Genomic DNA, 14,384 nt, shown 5'->3' with positions numbered 1-14,384 from the left:
TCTCTTAAAATAACTCTTCCAGCATCTCTTTTAGCTTCAGTTTTTCCGCGTTAACTCTTATGTTAGCCTTGTAGGGATACCTCCTTATGCGGTACTTCCTCTTATACTTCTTATAATACTTACTCTTGTAAGCGTAGTATTTTTTCTTCTTTGGCTTTGCCTCCGAAAAGAGGGGAAGCATTAATACACCAATAAGAAGTAATGAAACCCACCTCCTCATACTTATACCCTCATCGGCATAATTATACATTTGTAAGGGTCCTTTTCGTAATCCTCCGCCTCAATCAAGGTTGCGGTATCGGGTGATGTGAACTTAAACCAGACCCTCTCGCTGTCAAAGGCATCAAGGGCTTCCATTAGGTATCTTCCGTTAAAACCTATCTCAAAGGGCTCACCCGTATACTCAATGTCAATCTCTTCCTTCGCTTCTCCAAACTCGGGGTCCGCAAACTCAAAGATGGCGAGGTTATCGGTAAGGGTTATCTTCACGGGAAAGGCCTTCCCTTCCGAAAGGGATTTTAACCTCTTCAAGACCTTTAAAACCTCTTCAGCGACGAATAAAACCTCAGCGGTGAACTCCTGAGGAATTACGCTTATGTAATCGGGAAACTCACCCTCAAGGAGTCTTACCGCAAGTTTCCACTCGGAGGTTATGAAGTATCCGAAACTCTCGTCCTCTGACTTGGAAACCTTAACGTCCTCTATGCCCGTTACGAGCTTTTTCAAAACTTTTAGGCTTTTCTTCGGAATAAGAAGCTCTAAAGAAAGATTTCCTTCGGGCTCGTACAGGGCGAGTCTGTGCCCGTCGGAGCCGACGAAGTGAATCCTGTCCTCGTATCCCCTCATATACATGCCCTGGAGGGCTATATTCCCCTCCTCCTTTGATATCGCGTATTCAACCTTTTCTATGCCGTTTAGGAGAAAGGTTCCCGAAAGGCTCTCCTCACCTTCCATAAACTCGGGAAACTCGGGAAAGTCCTCCGCGGGAGCTACGGGGAGCTTGTAAAGGCTCCTTCCCCCTTCTACGACGAGCTTCTCCCCCTCGGTTCTAAGGTATACGTAAGCGGAGCTTAAGTTCTTAACTATGTCGTAAAGCTTCTGGGAGTGGACGCAGACGACACCTTCCTCCTCTACTTCCGCCTTCAGGGAAACGACGAGGTAGTTTTCAAGGTCCGTCGCCTTTATCGTGAGCTTATCCCCGGAGGCTTCTATCAGGAAGTTGGCGAGTATCGGGAGGGCACTCTTTTTTTCGGTGCTTTCCCTTGCTTTTTTGAGTATATCCTCAAGCTCCTCCCTGTCCACCTTAACTTTCATGTTGATAATTTAGTATATCATCCTAGGGAAATAAAGGGGTGTAGAAGAGTCCTGCATCTTCTTCAAATCCGAACATAACGTTCATATTCTGAACTGCCTGAAGGGAAGCACCTTTCCCGAGGTTATCTATGCAGGAAATTATCACGTAAGTGTCCGTTCTCCCATCGTAATGGGGGTATATAAGGCAGTAGTTTGTCCCGAGGACCCACTTGGTATGGGGAGGGTTTTCCAGAACTCTTACGAATATCTCATTTCTGTAAGTTTCCTCAAAAAGCTCCCTTACGTTTACCTTATCCGTTTTTAAGTAAACGGTTGATATCATCCCCCTTGATGCGGGAACAACGGTAGGTGTAAAGCGAATCTTTATATCCTCTCCTCTTATCTTCCTTATAACGTCCTCCATCTCGGGTGTATGCCTGTGTTTCTCCACCCCGTAGTTAAAGAAGTTTTCGGTCATCTCTGGGAAGTGAAAGTGTTGTTTGGTTTTTCTTCCAGCACCGCTTACCCCGGAAAGGGCGTGAACGATTGCGTTTTCAACCTTCAGTTTTTCCTTCAAAAAGGGATAAATCGCTAAAAGGGTTGCGGTCGGATAACAACCGGGGTTTGCAATGAGCTCTGCCCCCTTTATCTCTTCCCTGAATATCTCGGGAAGTCCGTAAACCGCTTTCTTTAAAATTTCTTCTTTCTCATGCTCAAATCCGTAAAACTCCTTATAAACCTCCCTTCTCCTTATCCTGTACGCACCCGAGAGGTCTATTACCCTTTTTCCCTGTGATAAAAGCTCAGGAACTAATTCGTAGGAAACTTCGTGGGGCAGGCATAAAAAGGCAAGGTCGTAATCCTCAGAAGGTTTATCGGTAAACTCAAGCTCTGATATATAAGTGTCCCCCAGAAAAGGAAGAACTTCCCTTACCTTCTTTCCCTTGTAGGTTTGGGAAATGAGAGATTTTATCTCAACGTAGGGATGGAAGAGGAGGGAGCGAAGGAGCTCTATACCGGTATAACCGGTGGCACCGAAAACCGCAACTCTTAACGCTTGCTCCATCTGTATTTCGCTCTTGCACCCATCTGACCGTATTTCTTCCTTTCTTTTTCCCTTGCGTCCCTCGTGAGAAGTCCCGCTTTCTTTAAGGTCGGTCTGAGGTCGGGGTTATGTTGGAGGAGTGCCTTTGCGACGCCATACATTATAGCTTCCGCCTGGGCGGATATTCCTCCTCCTCTCACCGTTGCGTATATTCCGAACTTCCCTTCGTGTCCCGTGAGCTTGAAGGGATACATAATCTTGTTAAAGAGCGTCTCCCTCTGGACGTAATCCCTGAGGTTATACTCCTTCTTGGTTTTGTCCGAACGAACTATAAAGGTGTTGGGATGGTCCCTCAGAAGCCACACCCTCGCTATGGCTTCTTTTCTCTTTCCTGTGGCGTAATAAGAGTTCTCGGGCGTTATCTTAAAGTCCTTCAACTTTTCCATCATGCCTCAACCTCCAGAGGTTCGGGTTTTTGAGCCTGGTGGGGATGCTCCGGTCCCCTGTAAACCTTTAACTTCTTGAGCATCCTGTGACCCAGCCTGTTCTTGGGAAGCATTCTCTTGACCGCAAGTCTTATAACCTCTTCGGGCTTGTTCTCAAGCATCCATTTTAAGGTTCTCTCTTTCAGTCCTCCCGGATACCTGCTGTGCCAGTAATACTTTTTCTGTTCCAACTTCTTGCCCGTTACCCTTATCTTTTCCGCGTTAATCACTATAACGAAATCTCCGCAATCTACATCGGGCTGGTAATAGGGCTTGTGCTTTCCCCTTAAAATTTTTGCTATCTCGCTTGCGAGCCTTCCCAGGGTCTTGCCCGTTGCGTCAACAACCCACCACTTTCGCTCTACCTCGTTGGGCTTAATCCTGTAAGTCTTCATCCCTTTCACCTCTCCGTATTAGCGAATAAGTAATTATACTATAAAATATTTTCAACGTTCCCGAACAAGGAGGTTGAGGAATGAAATTCACCGAGGGAAAGGTAAAGGTTCTCACAAACGACGTTAAAAACCTTACCCAGGCGCTTGAGGGCTACATAAACAAAGCCTTTTATGAAGGGAAGGATATATGTGCGAGCGGGGGACTTGTTCTGAAGACCACGAACAAGTTAAAAGAAAAGATTGAGGAGCTCAAAGAAGTTCTTCCCAACGTAAAGAGGCTATCCGATGAGGTAAAAGCAAGGGCGGAAGAGGCATTAAAAAAGGCGGAAGAAACCCTCTCAAAGGGCCTGGAGATAAAGAAAAGAGTCAAGGAGTTTGAAGCTGCAACGAACATATACAAGAAGTTCCCCTCAGAGGAGAGCAAGAAGAGACTTGAGAGTGCCCTTAACAACCTGAAGTACCCCGAGGACGGAAAGCTCACCCTTGAGGACTACGTGAAGAGCTGCAATCCCTACAAGAAGTACCTTGAGAGGAGGGTGAAGGAGAAAGTGGGTTAAGTTCTGTTGACTTTTCTTATTTGAGAATTATTTTCAATCCATTATGGAGGAAAGAATGGGAGAGAAAGTCTATATCTTTGATACCACACTGAGGGACGGAGAACAGGCACCCGGCTTTTCCATGACGACAGAGGAAAAGCTCCAGATGGCACACCAGCTCGCAAAACTCCGCGTTGACATAATAGAGGCGGGATTTGCCGCGGCTTCAAAGGGAGACTTTGAGGCGGTAAGGAGAATAGCAAGCGAGGTAAAGGGACCGATTATATGCTCCCTTGCGAGGGCCCTTGAGAGCGATATAGAGATAGCTGCAAAGGCACTTGAGCCCGCGGAGAGAAAGAGGATTCACACCTTCATAGCGACATCTCCCATACACATGGAGTATAAGCTCAGGATGACCCCCGACCAGGTTCTTGAGAAAATCAGGAAAGCGGTCTCCTTTGCGAGGAACTTCACCGATGACGTTGAGTTCTCCTGTGAAGATGCAACGAGAAGCGAGAGGGAGTTTCTCTACAGGGCTATAGAAACCGCTATTAAGCACGGGGCTACCGTTATAAACATACCCGATACTGTGGGCTATGCCATACCCGAGGAGTTCGGACAGCTCATAGAAGACATAATGAACAACGTCCCAAATATAGACAAGGTTATACTCAGCGTTCACTGCCACGACGACCTCGGACTTGCAACCGCAAACTCCTTAACCGCGGTAAAGCACGGAGCAAGACAGGTTGAGTGCACGATAAACGGAATAGGTGAGAGGGCGGGAAACGCAGCCCTTGAAGAGGTTGTTATGGCACTTAAGGTTAGAAAAGACTTCTTCGGGGACCTATACACCGAGGTAAATACAAAGGAGATTTACAAGACTTCAAGGCTTCTCTGCAGGATTACGGGGAACTTCGTCCAGCCCAATAAGGCAATCGTTGGGGATAACGCCTTTGCTCACGAGAGTGGAATACACCAGCACGGAGTTCTCAGCCATAGGATGACTTACGAGATTATGAACCCCGAGGACGTAGGATTTCCCATGAGCAGGATTGTTCTCGGAAAGCACAGCGGAAGACACGCTCTCAAGAGAAGACTTGAGGAGCTCGGGTTTAAGTTCACTAAGGAGGAGCTTGACAGGATATTTGAGAAGTTCAAAGAGCTTGCGGACAGAAAGAAGGAGGTTTACGACGAGGACCTTGAGGCCCTCATATACCAGGAGTTTATGAAGATTGAGGACCAGGAACCCTTAAAAATTCTCCACTTCCAGGTCCAGAGCGGTGATAACATGATACCGACGGCAACGGTGAAGCTCCTCTTTAAAGGGGAAGAAAGGGAGGCAACCTCAACGGGAAACGGACCCGTTGACGCAACCATAAAGGCTATACAGAAAGCCCTCGGCATAGAGCCGAAGCTCCTTGATTACTCCATAAAAGCTTTAACACCCAACACAGACGCACAGGCGGAGGCAAGAGTTGTTCTTGAGCTTGACGGGGTGAAGGCTTCGGGAAGGGGAGTTGACACGGACATTATAAAGGCGAGCGTAAAGGCCTTCACAGATGCCCTAAACAGGGCTATAGTGAGAAAGGAATACATACTCCAGAGGGAGGAGATTAGGGAAGAAGGAACCGTTTAATGTGGAGAATTCTCATAACCCGTTTTTTCTGGCGTTTCATCTTCATTCCCCTTCTCGCTCTGGTTTTCGGATTTTTCGTTCTCTGGGTTTTATTTGGCATAACCTACACGTGGGTTTTTGTAAACACCCTAAAGCTGATAAAGGAAAATCCCCTTTTAGGTATCCCCCTCGTTCTTTTAGAAATTTTTATATTAATCCTTATAGGTATACTTATGGGTAAGGCTTTTGAAAAATTAAAGGCTTCTTTAAGGAGGGTAATATGAAAAAGTTTATTATTTTGGGAATTATCGGAGGCTTAGCTTTTGCAACCTGTCCCCCGGAAAAAGATGTAAAGGACCTCGTTGACAAAATATTCAGGGGAAAGCCCGAAATTGCTAACGTTTCTCCCGTAAAAGAGCTGAACCTCTGTCAGGTAGTTGTTAAAAACGGATTAAGACCCGTTGTTTTATACGTCAACAAAGATATGAGCCACTTAATTGTTGGAAATGTTATTGACCTTAAAGAGGGGAAGAACCTCACAGCGGAAGCTCGGGATAAGTTCGCAAAGGTTGACGAGGAAACACTTAAGGAACTTGAGAAGTTAACGGACCTCACATACGGAGAGGGGAATAAATACGTTTACTTTATATCGGACCCCGATTGTCCCTTCTGCAGGAGGCTTGAGCCTGTTCTGAAGGACTGGGCAAAAAAGAACAAGGTTCAGATAAGGCACATATTCTACCCCCTTCCGATACACCCCAAGGCAAAGGATAAAGCTGTTGATATAATCTGCAGCGGTAAGGGTTACGAATACGTTCACAAGGACTTTGAGCCTAAAAACCTATGTGAAAAGGGAAAGGAAAAGGTTGAGAAGAATATAGAGTTCCTCTCTAAGCTCGGGGTGAGCGGAACACCCACCCTCATAGGTATGAACGGGAAGGTTCAGGTCGGACTTCCGAGGAGTGAGGAGGAGTTAGACAGGCTCATAAAGTAAGCAAACCTTAAAATTTTCTTTATGGGAAAGAACCGCGCCGACAGGCTCTCCCCCTTTATCGTTATGGATATCTTATCGGAGGCGAGAAAGTATGAGGACGTAATACACATGGAGATAGGGGAGCCGGACCTTGACCCATCGCCGAGGGTGATTGAGGAGCTTGAGAGGGCTGTAAAGGAGAGAAAGTTTTTTTACACGCCCGCTCTGGGACTCTGGGAGCTAAGGGAAAAGGTAAGCGAGTTTTACTTTAGAAAATACGGAGTTGATATATCTCCGGAGAGGGTTGCGATAACGACGGGAACCTCGAGTGCCTTTCTGGTAGCTTACGCGCTTTTGTTAAACGAGGGGGACAGGATAATACTTCCGGACCCCTCCTATCCCTGTTATAAGAACTTTGCCCACCTCCTTGACGTGAACCCCCTTTTCGTAAACGTTGATGAGGAAACCAATTACGAGATAAGACCCGAAATGATAGAGGGTTTAAACGCACAGGCGGTTCACATCTCCTCTCCTCAGAATCCTACGGGAACCCTTTACTCCGAAGAAGGATTAAAAAAACTCGTGGAGTTCTGCGAGGAAAGGGGCATATCCCTCATCTCGGACGAGATATATCACGGCCTCGTTTACGAAGGGAAAGAACATACAGCCCTTGAGTTTTCGGATAACGTGATAGTTATAAACGGCTTTTCCAAGTTCTTCTGTATGCCTGGATTCCGTATAGGCTGGATGATACTCCCGAAAAATCTCGTGAGGAAGGCGGAAATAATCATTCAAAATGTTTTCATATCCGCTCCCACGCTCAGCCAGTATGCCGCTCTCGGGGCTTTTGATTACGAATACCTTGAGGACGTTAAAAGGGTATTCAAAGAGAGAAGGGACTTCCTTTACGGGGAGCTTAAAAAACTCTTCAAGATAAGGGCAAAGCCCGAGGGTGCCTTTTACATATGGGCGGATATAAGCGATTACTCGCAAGATTCCTACGCTTTTTCCCTTGAGCTTCTCAGGAAGGCGAGAGTTGCTGTAACCCCGGGCGTTGATTTCGGTAAAAACAAAACGGAAAAGTATATAAGGTTTGCATACACGAGGAGCATTGAAGAACTGAAGGAAGGGGTAGAGAGGATAAGGAAGTTCCTTGAGAGTATTTCCTAAACGACGGGGGTGGGATTCGAACCCACGGGCGGGCGTAAACCCGCCAGGGGATTTCGAGTCCCCCGCCTTAGTCCGCTCGGCCACCCCGTCTAATTAATTAATTTTAGCCTCAAGCTCTCTGTAAGCTTCGGGAATACACTCAACCACATCAAGGGCCTTAACGCTCTCCCTGTGAAACTTCCTTTCCGCTATCCTTCCCGTAACTCCGTGAAGAAAGACACCAAGCTTTAAGGCATAAAGGGTTTCCATCTTTGGGATTAAGGCGGAAAGAACTCCCGATAGAACGTCTCCTGTTCCTCCCTTTGCGAGTGCAGGCGTTCCTTCAGTAAATACGTAAGCATTCCCCGAAGGGGTAGCTATAACGGTTCTCCCTCCTTTCAGAACTACGTAGCAGTTATTATTAATGGCAAACTCCGAAGCGAGGTCTATCTGGTTATAGGTTATGGTTTTCGTGTCGTATCCCATAAGCCTTGAGAACTCTCCTATATGGGGCGTCAGTACCGCGGGAACCTTCCTCTCCTTTAAAGGTGTATAGTCCCCGTAATCCGCGAGGTTGTTTATCCCGTCCGCATCAAGGAGGAGTGGCTTTTCCCACCTCTCAAGGAGCGTTATCACTATATCCTGCCCTTCCTCATACCTGTCCATACCCATACCGAGAGCGAGTATGTGGTGTCTGTCCTGAAGTTCAAGAATTTGTTTTACCGAGAAAACGGAAAGCCTTTCCTTCCCCTTAAGGGGAATGCTCATCTCCTCAATTATCAAGCTCTCAACTATGGGGTTCAAACCTTCGGGTATGCCTACGCTCACGAGTCCCGCTCCCGTCCTCGTTGCGGCTTTTGCGGACATAACGACCGCTCCCGTCTTTCCCGCACTCCCCCCTACTATCAATACGTGTCCCTCTCTCGTCTTGTAGGTGTCTTCTTCCCTTCTATATAGCTTGAGGTCCTTCTCAAGGAGCAGGTTCCTTTTTATATCCTTTGCGAGAAACTCCGGGATTGATATATCCTTAACCACAACCTTCCCGCACAGTTTTGCGGATGGGAAAAGGACGTGGCAAACCTTTGGAAACTGGAAGGTTATCGTCAGGTTTGCCCTAACGGAAGGTTCAAAAACCTCTCCCGTATCCGCACTTAAACCCGAAGGGATATCAACACTCACAACCTTTGCACCGCTTCCGTTTATCTCCCTAATTATCTCCTCCGCTATTCCCTTCACGGGAGGCTTAAATCCAGTTCCGAAAATTCCGTCAATTATGAGGTCGTATCTACCGAAATCGGGCTTTTCTTTCAGAACCTTTATCCCGAGCCTTCGGGCTATATCAAGCTGAACCTTAGCATCTCCCTTTATCTCTCCGAAAACGGGAAAAATGTAAACCTCATACCCCTTTAAAAAGAGGTGTCTTCCCGCAACAATTCCGTCCCCTCCGTTGTTCCCCTTTCCCGCAACGATTAAAACTCTCCTAACGTCAGGAAAGTGCTTGATTATCTCCTCGTAAACACCCCTTCCCGCGTTCTCCATAAGGACCAAGGAGGGAATGCCTATCTCCTCTATCGTTATTCTGTCTATTCTCGCCATTTCTTCAGCTTTTAGAACCTTCATACTTACATTCTAGTTTTTTCCGTGTTGAAACAACCGATGCAACAATGTTGCAACATGCAACACTCCCTTTTTTATAACCCCCTTGATTAACATACAGGTATTTTTGGCACGAAGTTTGCAATAAGTTTTTACGAAAAACCTTTGAGGAGGTGAGAAGATGGCTACACTGAGCAAGCTTAAAGAGCTTATGTCCATACCCGGTGCTGTTGCGGCAGGGGAATTTTCGGACGACGGGAGACTCCTTGCTTACTACGGGGATATTGACGAGAAGTCCGCGGAGATAGCGGCTATGATGTGTGCTGCTAATAAGCTCATGGGGAACATGCAGGCGAAGGGGTGGAGTGCTTACACGGGTAAGGGAGGTTTTTACCCCGTTGTGGGCTTTGCGGTTGCAGGCGGTAAATACGCAGCGTGCATAATGGGGAACGTTGGGGTTTTCGTAGAGCTTGATAAGGCGGACTTTGACAAGATTTTTGAAACCCTTTCCAAGTACATCTAAGAGGAGGTGGTGAGATGGCGAACCTTGACAGACTTTTACAAATCAAGGGAGTTTTTGCAGCAGGTGAGTTTTCTGAGGACGGAAAGCTCGTAGCCTGCAAAGGGGACATAACGGAAGAGCAAGCGGCGATGGCGGCCGAAATGTGTGCGGCAAACAACGCAATGGCGAAGATGCAGTGCGACGGTTATACCGCATTCTCGGGACAGGAGTGGACCCCCTTGATAGGATGGGCTCTTACGGGACCAAAGTTCTCGGTGTGCGTCGTCGGGAACGTGGGCGTTTTCGTCAACAACGACGAGGTATCCTTCAACGAGGTTTTTAAGGCTCTGAGAGAAGAAGCGGGGCTTTAAGCCCCCCTTTTACCTTTTTTCGGGAGTGGGTTATGGGATACAAGTTCCTTTCGGAAGAGTGGATTAAGGAGTACGCAAGGCTCTGGAACGAAAACGAGAAGCTGAGGAAGAAACTCAAAGATTTTTCCGCTTCTATAAAGTATTACGTTGAGGGAAAGCCCGAGGAGACTGTTGAGCTTGTAGTTAAGAACGGGGAGGCTGTATCCGCGGGAAGGGCGGACGGAAAAAAATACGAATTTGAGCTCTGGGCTACCCTTGAGAATTGGAAGAAGCTTGCAAGCGGTGAGATGGGTCCCAGAGCTGCAATGCTCACCAAAAAGCTGAAGTTTAAAGGTTCAATGATAACCGCTATGAGGTATATGGGAGCTTTTGAGGAATCCTTAAGGCTTATGGAAAAGGTTCCGACCGAGTGGGATTAACTTAATTACAGAAATGGATTTCAGCATCTTTGATAACTTCTTTGACGGCGTTCTCGTAATAAGCAAAGAGAGAAGAATACTTTACGCAAATGAGAAAGCCCGTGAGATTCTCGGGGAAGGGGTAAAGGAGGGGTTTTCCTGTTTCGGTCTTTTTTCCATATGTAAGAACTGCCCTCTTGAGCTTGTTGAGGAAGAAGAGAGGGGCGTTCAGGTATACGACGTTATTACGAGAAGCGGAAAACACGTATGCCTCAGTATGTCCCCTAATTCCGAAGGAGGGGCTTTTTCGGGTGTAATTGAGATATTCAGGGACGTGAGCAGGGTAATCCATTACATGGAGGAGGTTAAAAGACAGAAGGAGTTCGTAGAGGTAATTCTCAACTCCATAGTTGAGGCGGTTATCGTTACCGATGAGAATGGAAAGGTTCTTGAGCACAACAGTTCCGCAAAGAAAGTTTTATGCAGTGAGCTGGGCGAGATTAAGGGAAAGAATATAAAGGAGATAATCGGGCTTTCCATATCGGAGCTTCCCTCCGAAGGGGAGAGGGTTGACCTATATGTGAGGACACCCTGCGGTAAACAAAAGGCTTCCGTTCTCGTCTCAAGGCTTTCGGTAGGAAAGGGATACGTTCTCTCTTTTTACGTCGTTCCCGAGCTCTTTATAACCGAAAAAGAGGACTTCAAGATTATAACAAAGAGTCCGAAGTTTATAAGGGTTCTCGAGAAGATAAAGAGCGTTGCGGAGCTTGATGTAAACATTCTAATAACGGGTGAAACGGGAACGGGAAAAACCCTCCTCGCGAGATATATTCATCTTCTTTCACCCAGAAGGGAGAACCCTTTCGTAAAGATAAACTGCGGTGCGATACCCGAGAACCTCCTTGAGGCGGAACTTTTTGGCTATAACAAGGGGGCTTTTACGGGAGCGGTAAAGGACAAACCGGGTAAGGTTGAGCTCGCGGACGGGGGAACGCTCTTCCTTGACGAGATTGGGGAGCTTCCCCTTCACCTTCAGGTAAAACTCCTCCACTTCATACAGGAGAAGGCGTTTGAGAGGATAGGAGACCTAAAGCCGAGAAAGGTTGACGTGAGAATAATCGCAGCGACCAATAAGAACCTGAAAAAACTCGTTGGGGAAGGAAAGTTCAGGGAGGACCTATACTACAGGCTTAACGTTGTAAACGTTGAAATTCCCCCACTTAGGGAGAGGAAGGAGGACATTCCCCATCTCGTTGATTACTTTTTAAAGAAGTTTACAAAAAAATACGGAAAGAAGGTAGAAGGAATAACCCCCGGTACTATGAGATTTCTCCTTTCATACGATTACCCCGGGAACGTGAGGGAGCTTGAGAACATAATAGAGAGCTGTGTTGTTACCTGCGAAGGGAAGTTTATAACGGAGGAGGATTTACCCGAGGACGTAAAAAGGTGTAAGATAAGGAGTGAGGCAATCGGTGAGAAGGAAAGGATTCTTGAAGCACTGAGGAAGGCGAAGGGAAACAAGAGTCTGGCCGCAAAACTCCTCGGCATGCACAGGACCACCCTCTGGAGAAAGCTGAAGGAATACGGGATTTCGTGAATATGATTTAAATCCTATTTCCCCGTGAAGGATATAATAATATAATTATAAAGAAACGGGGATGGAGGAAAAAAGGAAAGGAGTTGAGAAAGCCCCTCCCTCCCCCCACCTCCCTCCACCGATTTTTGGCCTCCCGCCCGGGAGGCCCTTTCTAAAAAAATTTAAGAAATAACCCTAACCTTCCTCTGCATCTTATACATCTCTATTATCTCCTGCTCCGTTGTAGCGTCTTCGGGCCTTTTATCAAACCTATACCTTCCCGTAAAGCGGGGAAACCTCAGGCCTATTCCCCTACTTGGTGCTACCTTCCCCCAACCGCAGGTATGAACGGGGCTCAAAGTAAGCTCCGCCCCCGCTATCTCAAGGACGAGGTAAGGCTCAAACCACATATCCGCCTCAAGAATGGAGTTCACTCTCGGGTGCCTATGGTCAAGTTTTCTCGGCATCAATATCTCTTCAAGCTTTTTGAAGTCGTCTTCCGTGAAGCCCGTTCCCACTTTCGTGACCGTCTTAAAGGTATCGCTCTCCGGGTCGTAGCAGGCCATAAGGAGGGCACCGAAGGTTCCCTTTCTCTGTCCCTTACCCCAGAATCCCCCGACGACCACGAGGTCAAGGGTGTCCGCAAGGACGGACTTGTAATCCCTCTTATACTTTATCCAGAGAAATCCCCTCTTACCCGCCTGGTATATGGAGTCTGGAGCGAGGGACTTACAGACGAGACCTTCACAACCTTCCTCAATGGCTCTATAAAAGAAATCTTCAAGCTCCTCGGGTGTCTGGACTATCTTCCTCGGAACGAGGTCTATACGTTCCGTTCTCTTTACAACTTCTTCCAGTATCTTTCGCCTTTCGGGGTAGGGCTTGAGAGTTAGGTCTTCGCCGTCAAGGTAGATTATGTCAAAGAGGTAGCCCGCAACGGGATACTTCTGGAGGTGATACCTCGTCACGTATTTCACCTTTCTGTGCATCAGCTCCTGGAAGGGCTTTATCTCACCACTTGCGGGGTCTATAACAACCGCCTCAAGCTCAACTATAAAGTCGTGGTCTATAGCCTCTTTAAGGAACTCTATAAGGTCGGGATACTGGTGGGTTATGTTCTCAAGCCTTCTTGAGAATAGGTAAAAGTTTTCACCCTTCCTGTGAGCCTGTATCCTCTCCCCGTCGTACTTATACTCCGCCCCGCACTTTCCCCCGAGCTTTCGCAGAATTAGGACGGGGCTTGACATTCTTTCGGCGAGCATCGGCCTTACGGGTCTTCCCACCTCTATCCTTATAGCCTTTACCCCTTCAAGCCCCTTCTCCGCAAGAACCTTTGCGACGTATCCGAGGTCCGAACAGAGGTTGTAAGCCCTCTCAAGAACTTCCCTGTTGAGGGAGCTTCCCGTAAAGGCCTGAGCGAGGGCATCAAGAATGGTGTTATCCCCTATACCGAGCCTCAGCCTCTCGGTTATCGTTCTTAGAAGATACTTAACCTCAAGGGGTGTCGCTTTTTTTAGAAGCTCCGTGAATATCCTTATCTTCCTCTCCTGAGAGCCTATTCCTACCGCTTTCGCGATATTGAGAAGTCCGTTGTAAACCTCTTCAACGGTGAGCTTACCTTCGGGCTTAAAGCCAAGCTCCTCGTAAAGCTCCTTTCCCGCCTCCCCCAGGTCTCCTTTCTCCCTTACCTTTTTCTCTATCTCGGTTGCGGGAATTTTTAAAACCCTTGAGAGGGCACGTATTGCGAGCTTCTCGCCGAAGTTATACTCAAGACCCGTATATTCGGGGGCTATCTTACCTATTGAGAGGTAAACGACCTTATCTATTAACTCCTTTGGAGTGTTACGGAATAGCTCAACGAGGTGTTTAATCATTTCAAGTCTGGAAGTAGTTTTCTCTATCCTTTCGTAAAACTCTGCGAGTAGTCTGTATTCCATATTACTTCTTAGCGAGTTTTTCCTTTGCGTAGGCCATGAGTCCGCCCGCTTTGAGAATGTTCTGTAGCGTTTCGGGAAACTTTGTCGCCTTGTACTCTTTACCCGTTCTCAGGTTCTTGACAATACCTTTCTCAAGGTCAACCTCTATCTCGTCCCCGTGTTGAATCTCGTCAACCGCCTCGGGTGCTTCAACTATGGGAAGACCTATGTTTATCGCATTCCTGAAGAATATCCTCGCGAAGGATTTAGCAACTACTACGGGAACGCCCGCATACTTTATAGCTATGGGTGCGTGCTCCCTTGAGGAACCCGAACCGAAGTTCCTTCCCGCAACGATTATGTCCCCTTCCTTGTGCTCCTTTGCGAAGTTGGGGTGTTCGCTGTCCTCCATAACGTGTTTCGCAAGCTCGTAGGGGTCTGAGGTGTTTAAATACCTCGCGGGGATTATCTGGTCCGTGTCAACGTTATCTCCGAACTTCCAAACCCTTCCTCTTATCTTCATCTGCA

17 protein-coding genes and 1 tRNA gene are annotated in these 14,384 nt (G+C 47.3%); 9 read left to right on the top strand and 9 right to left on the bottom strand.

Annotated features, from left to right (window positions below):
• Positions 1-4 precede the first annotated feature (4 nt).
• Genes ACYQZ0_RS01290 through rplM form a run of 5 tightly spaced genes read right to left on the bottom strand, consistent with a single transcriptional unit; the run spans position 5 to position 3,218 of the window.
• On the bottom strand, positions 5-220 hold the full coding sequence (locus ACYQZ0_RS01290) for a hypothetical protein (protein WP_459774626.1): 216 nt from the start codon (positions 218-220) through the stop codon (positions 5-7).
• A 2-nt stretch (positions 221-222) separates the two neighbouring features.
• Positions 223-1,314 (bottom strand): DNA polymerase III subunit beta, encoded by a 1,092-nt coding sequence (dnaN, locus tag ACYQZ0_RS01285; protein ID WP_459774624.1) that lies wholly within the window; start codon positions 1,312-1,314, stop codon positions 223-225.
• A 22-nt stretch (positions 1,315-1,336) separates the two neighbouring features.
• Positions 1,337-2,359, bottom strand: a complete 1,023-nt coding sequence (gene argC / locus ACYQZ0_RS01280) for an N-acetyl-gamma-glutamyl-phosphate reductase (protein ID WP_459774622.1) — start codon at positions 2,357-2,359, stop codon at positions 1,337-1,339.
• A complete protein-coding gene (gene rpsI, locus ACYQZ0_RS01275; RefSeq protein ID WP_459774620.1) occupies positions 2,344-2,787 on the bottom strand; it encodes a 30S ribosomal protein S9 in 444 nt (147 codons plus the stop codon). The genes argC and rpsI overlap by 16 nt, the downstream gene beginning before the upstream one ends.
• On the bottom strand, positions 2,784-3,218 hold the full coding sequence (gene rplM, locus ACYQZ0_RS01270) for a 50S ribosomal protein L13 (RefSeq protein WP_459774618.1): 435 nt from the start codon (positions 3,216-3,218) through the stop codon (positions 2,784-2,786). Before rplM ends, rpsI begins: the two co-directional genes overlap by 4 nt.
• 80 nt (positions 3,219-3,298) lie before the next feature.
• On the opposite strand from rplM, the gene ACYQZ0_RS01265 reads away from it, so the two are divergent.
• From ACYQZ0_RS01265 to ACYQZ0_RS01245, 5 genes are read left to right on the top strand one after another with little or no spacing between them, the layout of a single operon-like run.
• Complete coding sequence (locus ACYQZ0_RS01265) at positions 3,299-3,775, top strand: hypothetical protein (RefSeq protein ID WP_459774616.1); 477 nt, start codon at positions 3,299-3,301, stop codon at positions 3,773-3,775.
• 43 nt (positions 3,776-3,818) lie between these two features.
• Positions 3,819-5,393 carry a 2-isopropylmalate synthase gene (gene leuA, locus ACYQZ0_RS01260; RefSeq protein WP_459774615.1) on the top strand — a complete coding sequence of 525 codons (1,575 nt, stop codon included), beginning with the start codon at positions 3,819-3,821 and terminating at the stop codon, positions 5,391-5,393.
• Complete coding sequence (locus ACYQZ0_RS01255) at positions 5,393-5,656, top strand: hypothetical protein (protein WP_459774613.1); 264 nt, start codon at positions 5,393-5,395, stop codon at positions 5,654-5,656. Before leuA ends, ACYQZ0_RS01255 begins: the two co-directional genes overlap by 1 nt.
• Entirely contained in the window at positions 5,653-6,366 is a 714-nt protein-coding gene (locus tag ACYQZ0_RS01250; protein WP_459774611.1) for a DsbC family protein, read from the top strand. The genes ACYQZ0_RS01255 and ACYQZ0_RS01250 overlap by 4 nt, the downstream gene beginning before the upstream one ends.
• A gap of 21 nt (positions 6,367-6,387) precedes the next feature.
• On the top strand, positions 6,388-7,515 hold the full coding sequence (locus ACYQZ0_RS01245) for a pyridoxal phosphate-dependent aminotransferase (RefSeq protein WP_459774610.1): 1,128 nt from the start codon (positions 6,388-6,390) through the stop codon (positions 7,513-7,515).
• Between the two features lies 1 nt (position 7,516).
• On the opposite strand, the gene ACYQZ0_RS01240 is transcribed toward ACYQZ0_RS01245, so the two are convergent.
• Together ACYQZ0_RS01240 and ACYQZ0_RS01235 are read right to left on the bottom strand one after the other, a co-directional pair.
• Positions 7,517-7,605, bottom strand: a tRNA-Ser gene (locus ACYQZ0_RS01240).
• A gap of 3 nt (positions 7,606-7,608) precedes the next feature.
• A complete protein-coding gene (locus ACYQZ0_RS01235) occupies positions 7,609-9,114 on the bottom strand; it encodes an NAD(P)H-hydrate dehydratase (protein WP_459774609.1) in 1,506 nt (501 codons plus the stop codon).
• A 157-nt stretch (positions 9,115-9,271) separates the two neighbouring features.
• Here ACYQZ0_RS01235 and ACYQZ0_RS01230 point away from each other — a divergent pair, with 157 nt between their 5' ends.
• From ACYQZ0_RS01230 to ACYQZ0_RS01215, 4 genes are read left to right on the top strand one after another with little or no spacing between them, the layout of a single operon-like run.
• On the top strand, positions 9,272-9,613 hold the full coding sequence (locus ACYQZ0_RS01230) for a DUF2173 family protein (RefSeq protein ID WP_459774607.1): 342 nt from the start codon (positions 9,272-9,274) through the stop codon (positions 9,611-9,613).
• 14 nt (positions 9,614-9,627) lie between these two features.
• A complete protein-coding gene (locus ACYQZ0_RS01225) occupies positions 9,628-9,963 on the top strand; it encodes a DUF2173 family protein (protein WP_459774605.1) in 336 nt (111 codons plus the stop codon).
• Between the two features lie 32 nt (positions 9,964-9,995).
• The gene (locus ACYQZ0_RS01220; protein WP_459774604.1) at positions 9,996-10,382 is read left to right on the top strand and encodes an SCP2 sterol-binding domain-containing protein; all 387 of its coding nucleotides are present in this window, start codon (positions 9,996-9,998) and stop codon (positions 10,380-10,382) included.
• Between the two features lie 13 nt (positions 10,383-10,395).
• Positions 10,396-11,961: a sigma 54-interacting transcriptional regulator gene (locus ACYQZ0_RS01215; RefSeq protein ID WP_459774602.1), complete on the top strand. Its 1,566-nt coding sequence runs from the start codon at positions 10,396-10,398 to the stop codon at positions 11,959-11,961.
• Positions 11,962-12,122: 161 nt separating this feature from the next.
• On the opposite strand, the gene ACYQZ0_RS01210 is transcribed toward ACYQZ0_RS01215, so the two are convergent.
• Together ACYQZ0_RS01210 and leuD are read right to left on the bottom strand one after the other, a co-directional pair.
• On the bottom strand, positions 12,123-13,877 hold the full coding sequence (locus tag ACYQZ0_RS01210; protein ID WP_459774601.1) for an ATP-dependent DNA ligase: 1,755 nt from the start codon (positions 13,875-13,877) through the stop codon (positions 12,123-12,125).
• A 1-nt stretch (position 13,878) separates the two neighbouring features.
• Entirely contained in the window at positions 13,879-14,379 is a 501-nt protein-coding gene (gene leuD, locus ACYQZ0_RS01205) for a 3-isopropylmalate dehydratase small subunit (RefSeq protein ID WP_459774599.1), read from the bottom strand.
• Positions 14,380-14,384: the final 5 nt, after the last annotated feature.

The sequence above is a fragment of the Aquifex pyrophilus genome (assembly GCF_054656935.1).
Note: the sequence above shows the minus strand (reverse complement) of the source record. Positions and strands in the feature narration are given on the sequence as shown.

Bases quoted from the DNA above. Each gene is read 5' to 3' on its own strand.
- leuA (WP_459774615.1), top strand. From the start codon at position 3,819: ATGGAGGAAAGAATGGGAGAGAAAGTCTATATCTTTGATACCACACTG.
- ACYQZ0_RS01245 (WP_459774610.1), top strand. From the start codon at position 6,388: ATGGGAAAGAACCGCGCCGACAGGCTCTCCCCCTTTATCGTTATGGAT.
- leuD (WP_459774599.1), bottom strand. From the start codon at position 14,379: ATGAAGATAAGAGGAAGGGTTTGGAAGTTCGGAGATAACGTTGACACG.
- ACYQZ0_RS01210 (WP_459774601.1), bottom strand. From the start codon at position 13,877: ATGGAATACAGACTACTCGCAGAGTTTTACGAAAGGATAGAGAAAACT.
- ACYQZ0_RS01255 (WP_459774613.1), top strand. From the start codon at position 5,393: ATGTGGAGAATTCTCATAACCCGTTTTTTCTGGCGTTTCATCTTCATT.
- ACYQZ0_RS01220 (WP_459774604.1), top strand. From the start codon at position 9,996: ATGGGATACAAGTTCCTTTCGGAAGAGTGGATTAAGGAGTACGCAAGG.
- ACYQZ0_RS01235 (WP_459774609.1), bottom strand. From the start codon at position 9,114: ATGAAGGTTCTAAAAGCTGAAGAAATGGCGAGAATAGACAGAATAACG.
- argC (WP_459774622.1), bottom strand. From the start codon at position 2,359: ATGGAGCAAGCGTTAAGAGTTGCGGTTTTCGGTGCCACCGGTTATACC.
- rpsI (WP_459774620.1), bottom strand. From the start codon at position 2,787: ATGATGGAAAAGTTGAAGGACTTTAAGATAACGCCCGAGAACTCTTAT.
- ACYQZ0_RS01230 (WP_459774607.1), top strand. From the start codon at position 9,272: ATGGCTACACTGAGCAAGCTTAAAGAGCTTATGTCCATACCCGGTGCT.
- dnaN (WP_459774624.1), bottom strand. From the start codon at position 1,314: ATGAAAGTTAAGGTGGACAGGGAGGAGCTTGAGGATATACTCAAAAAA.
- rplM (WP_459774618.1), bottom strand. From the start codon at position 3,218: ATGAAGACTTACAGGATTAAGCCCAACGAGGTAGAGCGAAAGTGGTGG.
- ACYQZ0_RS01265 (WP_459774616.1), top strand. From the start codon at position 3,299: ATGAAATTCACCGAGGGAAAGGTAAAGGTTCTCACAAACGACGTTAAA.
- ACYQZ0_RS01290 (WP_459774626.1), bottom strand. From the start codon at position 220: ATGAGGAGGTGGGTTTCATTACTTCTTATTGGTGTATTAATGCTTCCC.
- ACYQZ0_RS01250 (WP_459774611.1), top strand. From the start codon at position 5,653: ATGAAAAAGTTTATTATTTTGGGAATTATCGGAGGCTTAGCTTTTGCA.
- ACYQZ0_RS01215 (WP_459774602.1), top strand. From the start codon at position 10,396: ATGGATTTCAGCATCTTTGATAACTTCTTTGACGGCGTTCTCGTAATA.
- ACYQZ0_RS01225 (WP_459774605.1), top strand. From the start codon at position 9,628: ATGGCGAACCTTGACAGACTTTTACAAATCAAGGGAGTTTTTGCAGCA.